The sequence below is a fragment of the Paraclostridium tenue genome (assembly GCF_039521565.1).
Taxonomy (GTDB): domain Bacteria; phylum Bacillota; class Clostridia; order Peptostreptococcales; family Peptostreptococcaceae; genus Paraclostridium; species Paraclostridium tenue.
This window is the reverse complement of the sequence record NZ_BAAACP010000010.1, coordinates 64,164-79,792: the sequence shown is the minus strand read 5'-3', so window position 1 is coordinate 79,792 and position 15,629 is coordinate 64,164. Positions and strand designations below refer to the sequence as shown.

Sequence of the window (15,629 nt, the reverse complement as noted above, 5' to 3'; positions counted from 1 at the left end):
ATTAACTGATTATGTGAAATGCAAGTGCTCCTGCAAAACCTATAACTGATACTAAATGTAAACATTTATATTTTTTTCTTACCTTGTTAGTTCCAGATAATATTATTAAGATACTAGCTATACCTACTGGTAAGATTGTAATTTCCTTATCTTTAACAAAATCTACTAATGAATAAATAATCATTGCTATTGCACTTATGATGCCTGTTGCAAAATGTAACTTTAAACTTAATTTGTTGTTTATAAACTTAAAATATTTAAAAAAACTAGTTATTATAGCTAATAAAAAAAATATTGATCCTAATCTGTGTAACATTTAAATCTCCCTCTAAATTCTTTCTTATTTTAAAATCCCAATCATGCACATGATTATTATTATCAGTGTCTATTTATAACTAACCTATCTGATATTACTTAATCTCTACTCGTTAATGGCATAAGGTTTTATTGTTTTTATTTTAAATATAAAATAATATAGCTTAATGCAAATTAGTCCTAATAAAAACAATCTCATATGTAAGTTATCTATTAATATAATTGGTATTGCTAACATTATGTTTACAAATAATAATATTATTACCTTTTGTTTCATTGTCATAGCTTTTTCATTTACAAAGCTTTCTAGGTGCTTTTTATACATCTTAGTTGATTTAAACCATCTATCAAATTTTTCAGAACCTCTAACAAAACAAAAGGATGCTAATAATAAAAATGGTGTTGTAGGAAGTATTGGTAGTATTACTCCTATTGCCCCTATGGCAAATGATAATAATCCTACTATTACATATATATACCTTTTAATTTTATTCATTTTTTATTTTCTCCTTATTCTCCAAACTATAATTAGCTTATCATAATCAATAATCAGTTTCAATACATTCTGTATAATATTTGATAATAATTATCGTTATTTTTTATTTAATTATTTGTAATTCAGTTCAATAAATATAAAAACCATATTGACTGTTCTATCAATATGGTTTCTATGGATTTCAATGTTATACATAAATCATTGAATCAATCCTCATTATTTTTTATTTTAACTCATACACAGTATTATCTATTAGATTATTATACCTTCGAAATGATCTACTTCATGCTGGATAATCTGAGCAGTAAATCCTGTAAATATTTGTTTATGTTTTTTGAAATTTATATCTAAATATTCTACCTCTATTGTTTCATATCTTGTTGTTTTTCTAAAACCTTCTAAAGATAAACAGCTTTCTTCTGCTTCATAAGGCTTTTCTTTTTTTAATATAACTGGATTTACCATAGGAACTATGATTTTACCTACGCTAAATACCAATATACGTTTTTTTATTCCTATCATATTTGCTGCCATGCCTACACAATGATCTAGGTTTGCTCTTAATGTATCGATTAAATCATTAATAACTTCTACATCCTCTTTAGTTGCAGGTTCTGATTTTTGTTCTAAAAATAATACATCCTTTACAATATTTCTTATCATTTTTGTCCAACCTTTCTAATTTCTTTATCTAAGTTAATATCAGTTTATAATCTTATTGTATACTTTAAAATTATACCTAACTATTATTATAATTAATATCTTTAATATATCAGTTTATTAGATAATCTACCACAGGATTATTATAAGTTATTATTATCACTTCAATTTTATTTGATTTCAGATTTAGCAAAAAAATTGAGCAAAAATACTTATAATAAGCACTTTTACTCAACTAGATTTTTTAATGATTTAATTTTTTTCATCAATAATATTAATACTATATGCATTAGCTGTTACAGGATAAGATCTTCCTTCTGGACCTTGGAATACAACTTCTATCTTTTGTCCTATTTTTAAATCTGAAACCTTAAGATTCGAGCTTGAATTACCTTTTTTAATTATAGTATCTTTACCTACAAGAACATCTGCTATGTCATAGCTAGTATCTTTTTCTAAGTTTCCTTCTACTCTTACAGATGTTACTTCTTTATCTATGCCTATACCCTTAATTATTCCTCTGATTGCAATATCATTGACATCAACATCTCCATTAACTCCTGATATATCCTCATGCTCTCCATTTGAATTTACATCATTTTTAGCTATCGATGATTTATTATTTGCAAATACAAGAATTCCACTTACTGAAATTAATCCAACTGTTAATAATGCTATAATTTGCTTTTTCATAATACATTCCTCCCACTTATTATTTTTTATTTGTTTGTTGTCCATTCATATATAAATACAATTTAAAATTATAAATTGTTGCAGTAAATTTTATTTTTATTAATTTTTATTAAAATCTTTTATATTTTTTAATTCTTCATCTATAATTTTTATCATTTCAGATGATACAGTATAATATTTTTCATTTATACAAGCAATTTTTAAGTCTAAATTAATTTCTATTGAACTTGTTAAACCATCTTTCGTTATAAAACTTAAAGTTATAATCTTTCCTGTGTCTTTAAAATTGTCGTAACTTTCAGGGTTAAAATCTTTTTCTTTAGCATTTTGTAAAAGTTTTAATAAATTATTTATAGATTTTTCATTTGTTATTTCTTTAAATACATTAGTATTTTCATTATTTTTAATTTCTACTTTTTCAGTGTTATCTTTTAAAATTTCAAATTCAAAATTGTTAAATTCATTATTTTCGATAATTGCTCTACTTCGTGAAATTGATTTATTTAAAGGTTCATTTGCCCTTGATAGATTTTGCATATTATCTACCTTATTTTCATTATATAAAAACAATCCACATATAAGTACTAAACTTGCAGCTAAAGTAGATAATGATTTTTTATGATTTAAATATATGACATTAAACTTATTTTTTTGTTTTTCTTTATTAGTATTTAATTCCTTATATACATTTTCATAAATACGAGATTTCATTGACTCATCTACTTTTATTTTATCAAATACTTTTTTTATCTCATTATCCTTCATTGATATAATCACTCCCTAAACTAATTTTTAGTAATTTTCTTCCTCTATGTAGGTTTGAACGTACAGTAGATGGCTTCATATCTAGTATTTGAGCAATCTCTTCTGTACTATATCCTTCATAGTAAAAAAGATAAATACTCATTTTATATTTATGAGGTAATTCTAATATTTCTTGTAAAATATCATAATCTTTTTCTTCTTGATAAAAATGAGATAAATCCTCTGAGCATACTATTTTCTTAAACCAGGAACTTTTTAAGATATTTTTACATATATTAGTTGCTGTTTTTATGAACCAATTTTTCTCATGTTTCATGTTTTCAAATTCTGGATTATACTTTAGATATCTAATAAAAGTATCTTGTGTGGCTTCTTCTGCATCATCTATTTTTTTAAGATACAGTACACATATTTTAAATACTGTATCAACTTGCCGATTATATACTTCTTCAAAATCAACCATATTAAAACCTCCTTGTAACTATAAATACAACTTAAATTAATGTATTGTTGCAATTATTTTTTAATTTATTAAATATTTTTATTTCTCTTTTCGATATGTTAATTCTTGAATTACCTCCAAACTCAGATAGTAAACTTTATAAATATGAATTTAAAAATTGTTCTATTTAAAATTACATACATATAAATAAAAGGTATTGACCAATTAGTCAATACCTTTTTTGTGTATCTCAATGTTTTAGACAAATCACAGGAATAATACCCTACGTTAATTAAACAATCGAAAATATATATTTTTACCCTATGTTTATATCAAGTTCTTTACATAACAATATTTAATAATTTTAAAATTATGCTATTAGCTATATTGTTTTTTAATTTAAAATTTTATCTAACTCATGTGTTATCTTAATGGCTCCTGATTCTCCCATGTGATCAAAATCTATAAAATCATCTTCTTCAAATATATCCATTTTTGAAAAATCAATTAATTTAACTTCATATTTTTCTTTTATACCATCTATAATTTTATAAAATTCGTCTTCATATGTTTTATTTATAAACTTGCTATAATATTTAGTAGTTGGAAATACAACTATTACCGGCTCTACACCTTTATCTTTTAAAAAGCTTATAAACTCATTAAATATACAATTATATTCTTTTTTAGTTTCAGTATATTTAGATAAGTCATTATGTTGATTAGCTCTAGATTCACCTAATCTATATTTTTCATCTTCACTAATACTACTTAACTTAACTCCTTGTAAAATACTAATCATTTCTCTACTTTGATTTTTATTGAAATATCCATTATTTTCTCTATATATTAAATCTATAAAATGATTATGTAGGAATTCTAAATTGAATACATAATCTATTAAATCATTATTTAAAACTTTTCTTAGGTTTAAAAGTTCTATAGTATCCACTTTTTCTGAGTTGTGTTTATCTTTTAATATAGGATAATATAGACATTTAACCATATTAACAGAATATTCACTTTTACATTTAGATAAATCATGATTTACTAGATAATATCCAGCTCCTATAATACATCTTTTTATATTTTCATTATTATTTATAGCTTCTTTTGCTAGTTTATAAGAATAGTATAAATCTTGACTAGATATAGATAAATTTACCGATTTATTTGATAAAAGTTTTACATCTATACCTGTTAATGGATAAGAGTTACCTACCACTAACGTATCTATATTTTCATATTTACACTTTTCTAGAGTTTTTGATAAATAATTATAATCATAATTTGCAGAATATATGTTTTCACTTACTTCAAATATAGAATTCATTAACTTATCGTAATATAACACATCATTAAAATATAAGTTAAAATCTAAATCACTATCTATAGTTTCTTCACTTACTATCAATATGTTAATTTGATCATTCTTTAGTTCATTATTTAAACGTATGTACTCATTAATGTTATCTATATATATAGGTTTAACATTTATACATCTTTCTATTATATTATATTTATCTCTTCCGCAAAAATATAAATTAACTTCTATATTATTAATATCTTTTTTAAAATTAGATAAGACTTTGATTAAATTATCTATTCTATTTTTTTGATTTACACATAAGTCTATACTTTCACTATTGAAATTCTCTATTATATTTACTACTGTATCTGCTAATTTATTAAATGACTCTAAGTACTCATAATAAAGATTATTTTGTATAAAATCAGCTATAGAATTGATAACCTCTATTTCCATATCTGTACTAATATTATCTTCATTTAATATACTTATAATCCTATCAATGCTTTTTTTCCATTTATATATTTATATAAATTATATTTATTATTCATATTTCCTATTATCTCCCCCTACATTTTTGTTATAAATTACTTAATAAACGATCTATGCTATCCCATACTCTAATACTTGATTTATCATCTTTATGATAATAAAAAATATCTCTAATAGTGTTACGTTCTTTTTTATAATAATTATTATCATTAATACATTTAATTATTTCTTCAGATAACCTTTCTTGTTCCTGTACCTTAGGTCCAGCTGCCCAAAAATCATAAGGTTGTAAAATTATTCCTCTTTCTTCTTCATATATTTCCATATCTGTATTTACAAATATAGTAGGCCTATCCATAAATAGGAAATCTCCATATATACTTGAATAATCAGTAATTAAAATATCAGCTGCATTTAAAACTTCATATAAATCTAAATCTTTATCTTCTAAATCTTTATTAGATATAAATATCATATTATCTAAATTTCTATTTTTTACTTTATTTGTAATGCTTCTTTCTTCTCCGTGATGAACCTTTGATATGCAAATTATATTATTATCTATTAAAAATTGATTAAATTTTTCATAATCAAAGTTTTTTATTTTTATAGCATCATTAAGTTCAGTTGACCCATTTGCTACTCCTGAATTCTCATGTACATAAAATGTTGGCATATTAAATATAACTTTTTTATTTTCTAAAGATATTCCTAATAATTTTTCTAAATTTCTTTTTCCATCAGATAGCATAACAAGATCCGTTCTAGGATTTCCTGTTATTTCATATTTGTCTTCTGGTACAGCAGCAAATGCACTTGTTAATAGCATACACATTTTAGATGGAGTATATATTTTATCTATATCTTTATATTCTTCTGGTGTAAATGCGAATCCCTTATTTTTCTTCTCCATTAATCCGCATCCTTTAAAGCCTACCTCTCCATGACCTACCTCTATATTATAAGTAAGTTTTGGATAAATATTGCAAAATGTATTAAATCCTGAAATAGTTACAGATGATATAAGAGGTACTTTAATGATATTTTCTATTTTAAAAACATCATTTCCTTTGATAATATTTAGCTTATACTTATCTTTATATTGTTCTGGCATATACTTTATTAATGCATATACATTTGAGTCTGCTGCATTAAATCTATTTAATGTTACTGTTCTTTTATAATCTTCATTTCTTAACCCTGTCATAGTTTCATTATCTATATCAATAAGTTTAAATTTTCCCTCATGAGAAAGTAATACACAACATTTATTTACTCCCTTTGATGCTATGTTTCTTATTATATTTGTATAGTTCATATCATAAGGAACTATGAAATCAAAATCTGAATAATTATAATTGCATATAAAATCATCTATATCTACAATTTCTTCATTTGTAATAACATAACCATCTTTTACATACGCCCAGTTGCATGTTATATTATTTTTATATAAACTTTGTATATACTCTTTGTTTATATTGTTAAAATGACCAGCTACATACATTATTAAACTAGCATTATCTTTTTCTATGTAAACATTAGTTTTAGCTTCATTTAATACTTCTATATAATTTTTTGATGTTTTTTCGTATTGATATAAATTATTTATATCATTTATATAATTTATATCATCAATATATCTTAACGATATACTTGCATTTAAAACCGATTTTAATTTTTCTCCTGTAATCATATATGTATATATTAAATTGAAATATGCATCTATATAGTCACACTTAATATCAGTTGAAGTTTTATAACAACTTATTGCTGCTTCATATTCTTTTATTTGTGAACACAAAATACCTCTTAAATTCCAATACTTGGCATTGTTTAAGTATTGTTTCTCATTTTGAATTATGCATTCATAAGCATTTTCTATATCATTTTTTTTAATTAAATCTTCTATCTTATTTATAATTTCCATATAATTAATTCTCCATCGTATAATAATTTGTATAAATTAGGCTTTATGTTTAACCTTTAAATATATTGCATTTCCATCTCTTAAAATCTAATTTATACCTAATATATACGGTCTCTTTTCTAATATTTTAATTTTTTTATATAAATTTATTTTTTGAAAAATCTAAGTAATAAATAATAAGAGGTATCTCAAGTATTACATAAGTATATTACTTGGATACCTCTTATTAAATTAATCTAAAATGCGCATTCTATAAGATTGATATTTCTATACTCTACAGACATTGGTACAAATCTAATTCTACCAGATTCACAAGCTATTCTAAATCCTTGAATGCTCCTTCTATCAGCTCTATCTACTGCCATAAAGAAATTAGAAGGGCTAAAACCTCTCCTCATTACTATTCTAACTATTGCCATCCTCTTACAGTTATTTATAGTAAATTGACCACCACCAGGTGATATAAAAGGAGTAGGATCCCCACCAGGTAATGTAAAAGAAGTAGCAGCTTGCACACCACTAGGTGATGTAGAAGGTTGATTGTTATCTTTTTCTAAATAGTCATCATCATAATAATCGTCATAATCATCATGATCATTATAGTCATCATCATCATTATCATCATAATCTATAATAGGCATAGAAGGCTCAAATAAGCTAGCAACTTCTAAGTATTCATTTTTAATATCTGCATCAGGATATGCATTTTGTAACTCTCTAAGATATAAAGCTACAAACTTATAATAATTATCCCAATAATCTTTCCAATAATTTCTTTCCATTGTTGATTCTCCTTTTTCTGATATAAATATTGTTCTATATATCATATGTAAATATTGGAGAATAGTTCTTATTTATGCTAAGTAATTTATTTTAAAAATTCCATATATACTATTTACTTCTAATCTAAAAATTAAAAATAAATATAGTATAAACTAATAAAAATTGTAAAATTATATATACAATTCCTAAAATAAATAGAAATTATTGTTTATTTATTATATGTAATATATCTTTCGTTAAGCATTAGCTTTCTCTTTTGTATTATGAGTATTCCAAGTAAATGATAAAAATACTATTGCTAAGATTGAAGATATTATTAACATTATAAATCCTCCATCCCAATTAAATTTATCAACTACCATACCCATTGCAACCTCAGCTAAAACCTGTCCTCCCATATACCCAAATAAACCTGTAAATCCTGCTGCAGTACCAGCTGCTTTTTTAGGTACAAGGTCTAGTGCACTTACTCCTATTAACATAACAGGTCCATAAATTAATGCTCCTATTGATGCTAATGCACAATTTATAGCAAGAGGACTTGTACTTTTCCAATACACCATTGTTGCTATAGCTACTCCAACCATACATATTATACCCATTGGAGCACGTCTACCATTGAATATATGGTCACTAATCCATCCAACTATAATAGTTCCAGGTATAGCTGCATATTCAAATAGTGCAAATGCTATAGAAGAATCTTTTGGGTTGAAATTTCTAACTTCTTGAAGATATGTAGGAACCCAATTTATAACACCATATCTAACCAAATATACAAAAACGTTTGCCAAAGCTATACACCATAAAAATTTATTATTTAATACATACTTAAATAAAATTTCCTTAGCACTAAGTTCTTCTTCAGCATCTTTAACTTCCATCTCATACTCTGGATAATCATTTTTAAATTCTTCAATTGGGGGTAATCCAACAGATTGTGGAGTATCTCTTGCGAATATAGTATATACTACTCCACCTACAATTGCTATTATTGCTGGTAAATAGAAAATACCTTTCCATGTTCCAAATAATGATACCCCAATTAATGCAATTGTAGCTATAAATCCTCCACCTATATTATGTGCAGTATTCCAAATAGACATTTTTACACCACGCTCACTATCTGAAAACCAGTGAGTCATTATCCTACCACATGGAGGCCATCCCATTCCTTGAAACCATCCATTTAATAACATTAAAATAAACATAAAAGCAATATTATTTGCATTTGGTAAAAATAAATTTACTATACCAGATAATATAAGACCTATTGCTAAGAAATATCTTGGGTTAGATCTATCTGATACATTTCCCATTACAAATTTACTAATACCATAGGATAATCCTAAAGCTGATGCAACAAGTCCTATCTCAACTTTTGTAAATCCCTGTTGTATAAGATAGACCTTTGATAAGGCAAAATTACTTCTTACAAAATAGTATAAAAGATATCCTACATAAATACTTATAAATATCTGGATACGATATCTTTTATACGTTGGCGCTATTTCTTCTTCTGGTAACCTTTTCACAAATGGTGCTGGCTTTAAAATTTTTAACATCAAAGACCCTCCTTTTACGCTAAAAAAAAGCCAAGCTAAGCCTCTATTAGTAATGTTAACTAATATTTTTAAGGCTTGTGCTTGACTCCAATTCTCTAACGCACGTTGTATTGTATTTTCGCTAAATTTTTTGTCTCTTATATAAAGATTAGCATATGATACTTCACTTTTCAACATTTTTCAACAAATAAACCTATTAACACTTCTACTAAATTTATTTCATTGTCAATATAAACTTTATAGCTATTTTTTTATTTTGTATATTATTTAGATAAATTTTACCTAAAATTAAAGTTTTATCTATTTATTCATATTTAATATATACAAATTCCTTTTTTAATTTTTTAGTTTTTAACTTAAATTTATTTATATTTAATTTTATTAAGTACAGCAAGTACACAATAAATAAGTCTAACTATAATAATATATTTTTATCAAAATACTCTTATAGTTTATTTAATCTAGTGTCTATGGTGGGTATAATTCTTAAACCCGTTGTTTTTTCTATATTTTAACATAGTTCATTAAAAATAAACTTAGTGTACCTTTATGTACTTTTAGTGTACTTTCCAAAGTATTTTCAAATAAAGTTTTAACTTAATATATAAAAGGTACAGCATTTACTGTACCTAAAATCAACTAATGGACATTATGTATTTGTATGGTGGCGTGTTATAACCTCTTTTATTACCAACTTTTTTATACTTAGCACCATAACTTTCTAGTGTAGCTCTTAAACCTTTACTAGATTTTAAACGCAGTCTATTTGCTATTTCAGTAGACGACTTCCAATTCCACATAATTTTATCAGCATCCCAATCAAACTCCATATTAATGCCTAGTTCCAATTGATTCATAACCTTAAAATCAGCATTGCTAGTATTTAACCTTTCTATTTGACTTTGATTTAAATAGGTAGTTTCCATATTTTCTTCTTTTAAATACATTACTTCTCCCCATAATTTATCTATATCAATTTTATCTATCAAATCAAAATCTATCTTTTCAATAGGAATTACCCAATACCTTCTGTTTCCTGATTCATCTTTTAAGAATTCTTCATTATTCACCGTTGCATAAAAAGATGTTTTTCTTGGATATTTAATAGGTACTAATCCATAAGGTCTTCTAAACTCATCCATTTGCTCAGTTATAAAAGCTTTTAACTTTGCTAAGTCTTTTTTAAGAGTTGAATCTAACTCACCTAGTTCACATACCCAATATTTTATACATTGATAAACTTTATCCTTATCACTTGGGTCTAGCTCTAGTCCTGTTTTAACATACATAGGTATTAGCTTTCTTATTAATCTTGTTTTACCTATACCTTGCTTTCCTTGTAATGTTAATATTCCTTCTATGTTAGTATTTCCATCATTAAATACAATGTTAGCTGTGTTTAATAACCACTTTCTTATTAATAACTTTTTTAACTCTTGGTCATAATCCCTTCTAGTTATAAGTGCATCACATAACATTTGTATGTATTTGCTTTCTCCATCAAATTCCATATAGCAATTTCTTAGATAATCTACTACTGGATTGTATGAATTGTTGTAAGCTATACGATGTATGAAAGATTGTATTGTATTTAGACTTAGAGAAAATCCATATTTATTGCAAAGTGAATGTATATCTACTAACTGACTTTCTATATTAGCTCCTTCTAATCCAGTTATTTCAATATCTTTAACTATTTCGTTGTAAACTACATTTATATTATTATGTTTTAATAGTACATCTAAGTTGTCCCATATTTTTTGAGGTCTATTTTTAGAATCTAAATAAGGAAAGTTTATATGATAGTTTTGACTTATTTCTTTTTCTTGCTTACAGCTTAGTTCAAATGCTTTGTCTAAGTTTTTTTCTTTTATAGCTTCTTTTACTTGCTTGTTGTAATATTCGTTTATTTTAGTTTTGTTTACTGAATTTAGTCTGATAGTTCTTTTTGTAGGTAATGTTAGTGGTCTGTTTAATATTTGGTAGGCTTTTTTTAAAGCTTCTATAAAGTTTATTTGTTCTACTCTTTTTATAAAATCAATTATATCTCCACCTACCCCACATCCAAAGCATTTGTAAAAAGCTCCATTTCCTTTGTCTGCTATTTGAAGGCTTGGTGATTTGTCGTTGTGAAATGGACATTTCATTTTATTTTTTCTTAATTGGCTTGGATAGTAGTAGTTTATTACTGTTTCTAAATCTCTAATATTTTTTATTTCCTCTATATATTGTTTATACATTTTATCCCCCCTTATTCTTTTATATTGTTATATCTTTTACTTCTATATCTAAGGCTTTAGCTATTTTGTAGATTGTTTCTATTCTTGGTGTTCCTGTTTGGTTTATTAGTCTTGATACTGTTGATTTTCCTAGGTTGCTTTTGTTTGCTAGTTTTGTTATTGAGTAGCCTTTTTTTAGCATGTGTAGTTTTATTAGTTTTGTGTTGGGTTTATAGTTCATCATTTCCTCCTATTTTGTTTCGTTTTGTCTTATGAGGTCATGATAGCACTTGTGGATGTAAATTTTCAAATAAAGTATTTGAGAAAAATATTTGAAGAAATTATTTTACTAATTTTAAATTTAAATTGAGAGTAAAATAACCTAAAAGATATTAGCTAATTGCTAATATCTTTTAGGCTATTTAATGTTGGAGATGAGAGTAGTCTAGTGTGCTATTTTTAATAGTTTTTTCATTCTTATATAATATAGTATTTACAATATATATAGCTAAATTTATTATTTAAACTAACCATATTTTTATAATATTAAATTTTAGTTGTGTTATTTCGTTCTAAACTTATTTAAATCCATTTTAAAAATTCTAGGTATAAAATTACCCTGCTAATCTATTCCAAACCTCCTTTAATCTAAAATACAAGGTCATAACTATTTATAAGACTTTATATTTTAGATAAATAAAAAATAAGCTCAAATAGTTTAACTATCTAAACTTCTTAAAATCTAGAATTTTATACTTTCCTAAATGCAATATATTGATGTTCACTTGTCTAGTAAGTATTAATAATCGCAAATAAGTCTCTCCCCTATTTCATTCAATTAATAAATGTTTACTCTTATATATAAATAGATTTCTGGAGTACTACATATAAAACAACATAACTACTCTAAATAAGAATAGTAATTTCAATACTATAACTAAATTAGCAATAGATTCGTCGTTTTGAAACTATTTGTGTGTTTTGTAAAACTTCTATTGTAAAAAGAAATAATTATATTAATATTACATACATGCCATATTGCTTAGCTCAATATATTCTAGTTTATATCAGTCGTATTTTTCCTTAATTTGATGTATAATACAATCGACAATAAAAAGGGGGTATCCTATGAGTAATAATACAAAACTACAATATATACTAAGTGAATCTGAGTCAGAACTTCATAAAAATATAGGTCTTTATAAAAGCATTTATAAGTTCTATAATGATCAAAATCTATCAGTTCATGAAATTGATCTACTAATTATTAACACGGAAAATAATTTATATAAAAAAAATAATAATATTTGTATTTTTTCTAACTTTTTCACCGCTATAATGCTATCAATTATTACCGCTATTGTAACTAACAGTTTTGCTATATATTTTAATAATAAAAATCTACCTAATATATTTGTAGGTAATAGTTTTTTAATCTTCTTTTTAATGCTTTCTTTTATTCTATTTTTATTTATAAAGCAAGCATCTAAAGACTATCAAGAATCTCATTCAGATAAAATTATTTATGCTATAGAGCTAAAAGCTCTCAATGATTTAAAAGTTAATACTCAGTAGGCTATACTATAATATAAAATCATTAAAAATGATTATAAAATTATTTAAATAAAAAAGACATACTGAATTCAGTATATCTTTTTTATTTAATTCTATTCAATTATATAGCCTTTTCGACTGAGTTTCACAGTCTCATCAGTAGATTAAATCTATAAGGCTGAGATGGCGTCTTAGCACTTTGTATTGTTATTATAATTCCTATAACAGAGTATATCCAAAATCCAGTTTCAAGTAAGTTGTCATACATCGGCATCACTCCTTTTAAAATAAAACATCTTATAAGTTTTAATATCATAAGAATCCAGCCTGTCATCATCAGCATTAAGAATGCCAACCTCAATGGACACTCGGTTAAAAGTGTTTCGACTATATTAATTATAATATGTACCTTTTTATTTGTCCACAATACGCTATTCAATCTATAGTCATAAATAAAATATAAGAATGTACATCATTATAATTATATAGAATACTTTAGATAGTAAAACTAACTTACACATATTGGTATTAGTTGCTTTTTCTGTTTATCATTTTTGAATTAAATATTCATTTTGTAAATTGCTTATGTAATACATAAAAAAATGCAATCTTATATGCGAAGAATACACCCTTTTTCAATAAAATATTCGTCTAAAGGTTGAAGAGCTTTCATATCTTCTAGTAGATATGAAAATGATAAGCTAATTAGAAAACAATTCTATGGAAAGACTCAAAAAGAGGTTAAATCCAAACCTGAAGAATGTAAAAAACAACTTAGTCTAGGCGCTTTACCTAGCGATGATAAATTAACTTTGAACAATGGTATTGTATTTTGATATTTGATTACAGAATAAAAGATTTAAAACCTAAATCATTTAAAAAATATGAAGTTATATATAGAAATTATATAAAAGATACTAAATTAGGAAGGCTTAAATTAAAGGACTTAAGGGCTACTCATTTGCAAAAGTACTATAATTACTTAATAGACAATAATAAAAATCCTACATCTACTATTAAAAGTTTAAATACTAGACTTAAACCCTGCTTGGCCGAAGCTGAAAAACAAGAATATACTCAAAAAAATTATTATAAATTAGTTACATTACCTAAAGATAATACTACTCGAGAAATAAAAATGTTAACTCCAAAGCAACAAAAAAGTCTTATAGCTGCTTTAGTTGGCCATGAATTAGAAATATTATTCTTAACTGCTTTTAGACTTGGTGAAATATTAGGGTGATATAGATTTTAATACTGGTAATCTAACTATCAATAGAACATTACAAAGTGTTACTGAAATAGATAGAAACGGTAATAGAGAATCAAAAGTAATTGAGTAAATGCCAAAGACTAAAAATTCAATAAGAACTATTCTAATCCCTAAAAATATATTAATTAAACTTAAGGAGCATAAAGTCCAACAATCTAAAAATAAATTACAACTTGGCGAGTTATATGCCAATAACGATTATATATTCTGTGATAACTTAGGCTATCCTTTGGATGATAAAAGACCTACCCGTAACTTAAAGAGTATATTAACTAAGTTGAATATCGAACCTTTAAAGTTTCATAGATTAAGACATACTTATGCTACTAGATTATTTGAAGCTAATGTCCCACCTAAGACTGTTCAGGTGCTTATTGGACATTATGATATTAGTATAACTATGGATATATATACTCATGTTATGGAAAATACTAAATTGGAAGCTGTTGATAAATTAAATGATATATTTAATTTATAACCCAAGTATATAATTTAATAAAAAAGGAATCCTATCATTTACAATAGATTCCTTTTAATTTCCTATTTTGAATTTTTATCTACATCACCTATTCTTCTAGCATTAACCTCAGCGTCCTCTGGTCTAAGAAGATATATTGTTAACTTGCATATAAATAAATAATATCCATATGCATTCAAAGATTTAAATTTAGTTACTTTATTATCTTCAATACTTTTAACTATAAGCTCCCGTTTATATGTATTTGCGAGACTAAAATCAACAACTGAATCATCTAAATTATTATCTGGCAAATATAAATATCCATATGCTCTGTTAGATATTACAGATTGTCTATCTTTTTTTAAGTTGTGTATAGGTATAAATGGTGCTATCAATATATTTTCATCTCTGTCACAGTCACATGTATTATTTAAAATTAAACCTCTACCTCTATAAACCTGAAGCTTTCCAGTATCTTTATTTACATTATAAAATGGGATGTTATCTAATATATCTCCTTGCGTAAGTATTTCAAAGTTATTATCCATAGTAGTATGAAATTTTTTATTACCTGTTCTAAATTGCTCAAGAGCAGACTTTATACCTTCTTTTGTATAGGGACTTATACTCGGTATAACCTCACTTGTAAAATCAATAAATTCTTGTATCATAA

17 protein-coding genes are annotated in these 15,629 nt (G+C 25.0%); 3 read left to right on the top strand and 14 right to left on the bottom strand.

Going from position 1 to position 15,629, the window contains the following annotated elements; all coding sequences use genetic code 11:
* Position 1 precedes the first annotated feature (1 nt).
* The 12 genes from ABFX13_RS09360 to ABFX13_RS09305 all read right to left on the bottom strand — a co-directional run bounded on the left by ABFX13_RS09360 (position 2) and on the right by ABFX13_RS09305 (position 11,910).
* Entirely contained in the window at positions 2-316 is a 315-nt protein-coding gene (locus ABFX13_RS09360; RefSeq protein ID WP_346045269.1) for a hypothetical protein, read from the bottom strand.
* A 105-nt stretch (positions 317-421) separates the two neighbouring features.
* Positions 422-811, bottom strand: a complete 390-nt coding sequence (locus ABFX13_RS09355; RefSeq protein ID WP_346045263.1) for a YbaN family protein — start codon at positions 809-811, stop codon at positions 422-424.
* A gap of 252 nt (positions 812-1,063) precedes the next feature.
* The gene (locus ABFX13_RS09350; RefSeq protein WP_346045261.1) at positions 1,064-1,474 is read right to left on the bottom strand and encodes a peptide deformylase; all 411 of its coding nucleotides are present in this window, start codon (positions 1,472-1,474) and stop codon (positions 1,064-1,066) included.
* Between the two features lie 249 nt (positions 1,475-1,723).
* Positions 1,724-2,164, bottom strand: a complete 441-nt coding sequence (locus tag ABFX13_RS09345) for a DUF3221 domain-containing protein (RefSeq protein ID WP_346045259.1) — start codon at positions 2,162-2,164, stop codon at positions 1,724-1,726.
* A 99-nt stretch (positions 2,165-2,263) separates the two neighbouring features.
* Entirely contained in the window at positions 2,264-2,929 is a 666-nt protein-coding gene (locus ABFX13_RS09340) for a hypothetical protein (RefSeq protein WP_346045257.1), read from the bottom strand.
* Positions 2,919-3,392, bottom strand: coding sequence for an RNA polymerase sigma factor (locus ABFX13_RS09335; protein WP_346045255.1), 474 nt, complete (start codon positions 3,390-3,392; stop codon positions 2,919-2,921). Before ABFX13_RS09335 ends, ABFX13_RS09340 begins: the two co-directional genes overlap by 11 nt.
* Positions 3,393-3,765: 373 nt before the next feature.
* A complete protein-coding gene (locus ABFX13_RS09330) occupies positions 3,766-5,136 on the bottom strand; it encodes a hypothetical protein (RefSeq protein WP_346045253.1) in 1,371 nt (456 codons plus the stop codon).
* Between the two features lie 124 nt (positions 5,137-5,260).
* Complete coding sequence (locus tag ABFX13_RS09325; RefSeq protein ID WP_346045251.1) at positions 5,261-7,102, bottom strand: CDP-glycerol glycerophosphotransferase family protein; 1,842 nt, start codon at positions 7,100-7,102, stop codon at positions 5,261-5,263.
* A gap of 236 nt (positions 7,103-7,338) precedes the next feature.
* Positions 7,339-7,929: a hypothetical protein gene (locus ABFX13_RS09320; protein ID WP_346045249.1), complete on the bottom strand. Its 591-nt coding sequence runs from the start codon at positions 7,927-7,929 to the stop codon at positions 7,339-7,341.
* Between the two features lie 192 nt (positions 7,930-8,121).
* Positions 8,122-9,450 (bottom strand): glycerol-3-phosphate transporter, encoded by a 1,329-nt coding sequence (glpT, locus tag ABFX13_RS09315; protein WP_346045246.1) that lies wholly within the window; start codon positions 9,448-9,450, stop codon positions 8,122-8,124.
* A gap of 635 nt (positions 9,451-10,085) precedes the next feature.
* On the bottom strand, positions 10,086-11,690 hold the full coding sequence (locus tag ABFX13_RS09310; RefSeq protein ID WP_346045244.1) for a VapE domain-containing protein: 1,605 nt from the start codon (positions 11,688-11,690) through the stop codon (positions 10,086-10,088).
* Positions 11,691-11,709: 19 nt separating this feature from the next.
* Positions 11,710-11,910 carry a helix-turn-helix domain-containing protein gene (locus tag ABFX13_RS09305; RefSeq protein WP_346045242.1) on the bottom strand — a complete coding sequence of 67 codons (201 nt, stop codon included), beginning with the start codon at positions 11,908-11,910 and terminating at the stop codon, positions 11,710-11,712.
* 887 nt (positions 11,911-12,797) lie between these two features.
* Here ABFX13_RS09305 and ABFX13_RS09300 point away from each other — a divergent pair.
* A complete protein-coding gene (locus ABFX13_RS09300; protein WP_346045240.1) occupies positions 12,798-13,244 on the top strand; it encodes a hypothetical protein in 447 nt (148 codons plus the stop codon).
* A 124-nt stretch (positions 13,245-13,368) separates the two neighbouring features.
* Here ABFX13_RS09300 and ABFX13_RS09295 read toward each other — a convergent pair whose 3' ends face one another.
* Positions 13,369-13,557, bottom strand: coding sequence for a hypothetical protein (locus tag ABFX13_RS09295; RefSeq protein ID WP_346045238.1), 189 nt, complete (start codon positions 13,555-13,557; stop codon positions 13,369-13,371).
* A gap of 498 nt (positions 13,558-14,055) precedes the next feature.
* Between ABFX13_RS09295 and ABFX13_RS09290 the strand changes: the two genes are divergently transcribed.
* Positions 14,056-14,466 (top strand): tyrosine-type recombinase/integrase, encoded by a 411-nt coding sequence (locus tag ABFX13_RS09290; RefSeq protein ID WP_346045235.1) that lies wholly within the window; start codon positions 14,056-14,058, stop codon positions 14,464-14,466.
* Positions 14,467-14,566: 100 nt separating this feature from the next.
* Positions 14,567-14,974 carry a tyrosine-type recombinase/integrase gene (locus tag ABFX13_RS09285; protein ID WP_346045233.1) on the top strand — a complete coding sequence of 136 codons (408 nt, stop codon included), beginning with the start codon at positions 14,567-14,569 and terminating at the stop codon, positions 14,972-14,974.
* A 62-nt stretch (positions 14,975-15,036) separates the two neighbouring features.
* Here ABFX13_RS09285 and ABFX13_RS09280 read toward each other — a convergent pair whose 3' ends face one another.
* A complete protein-coding gene (locus tag ABFX13_RS09280) occupies positions 15,037-15,627 on the bottom strand; it encodes a hypothetical protein (protein WP_346045231.1) in 591 nt (196 codons plus the stop codon).
* Positions 15,628-15,629: the final 2 nt, after the last annotated feature.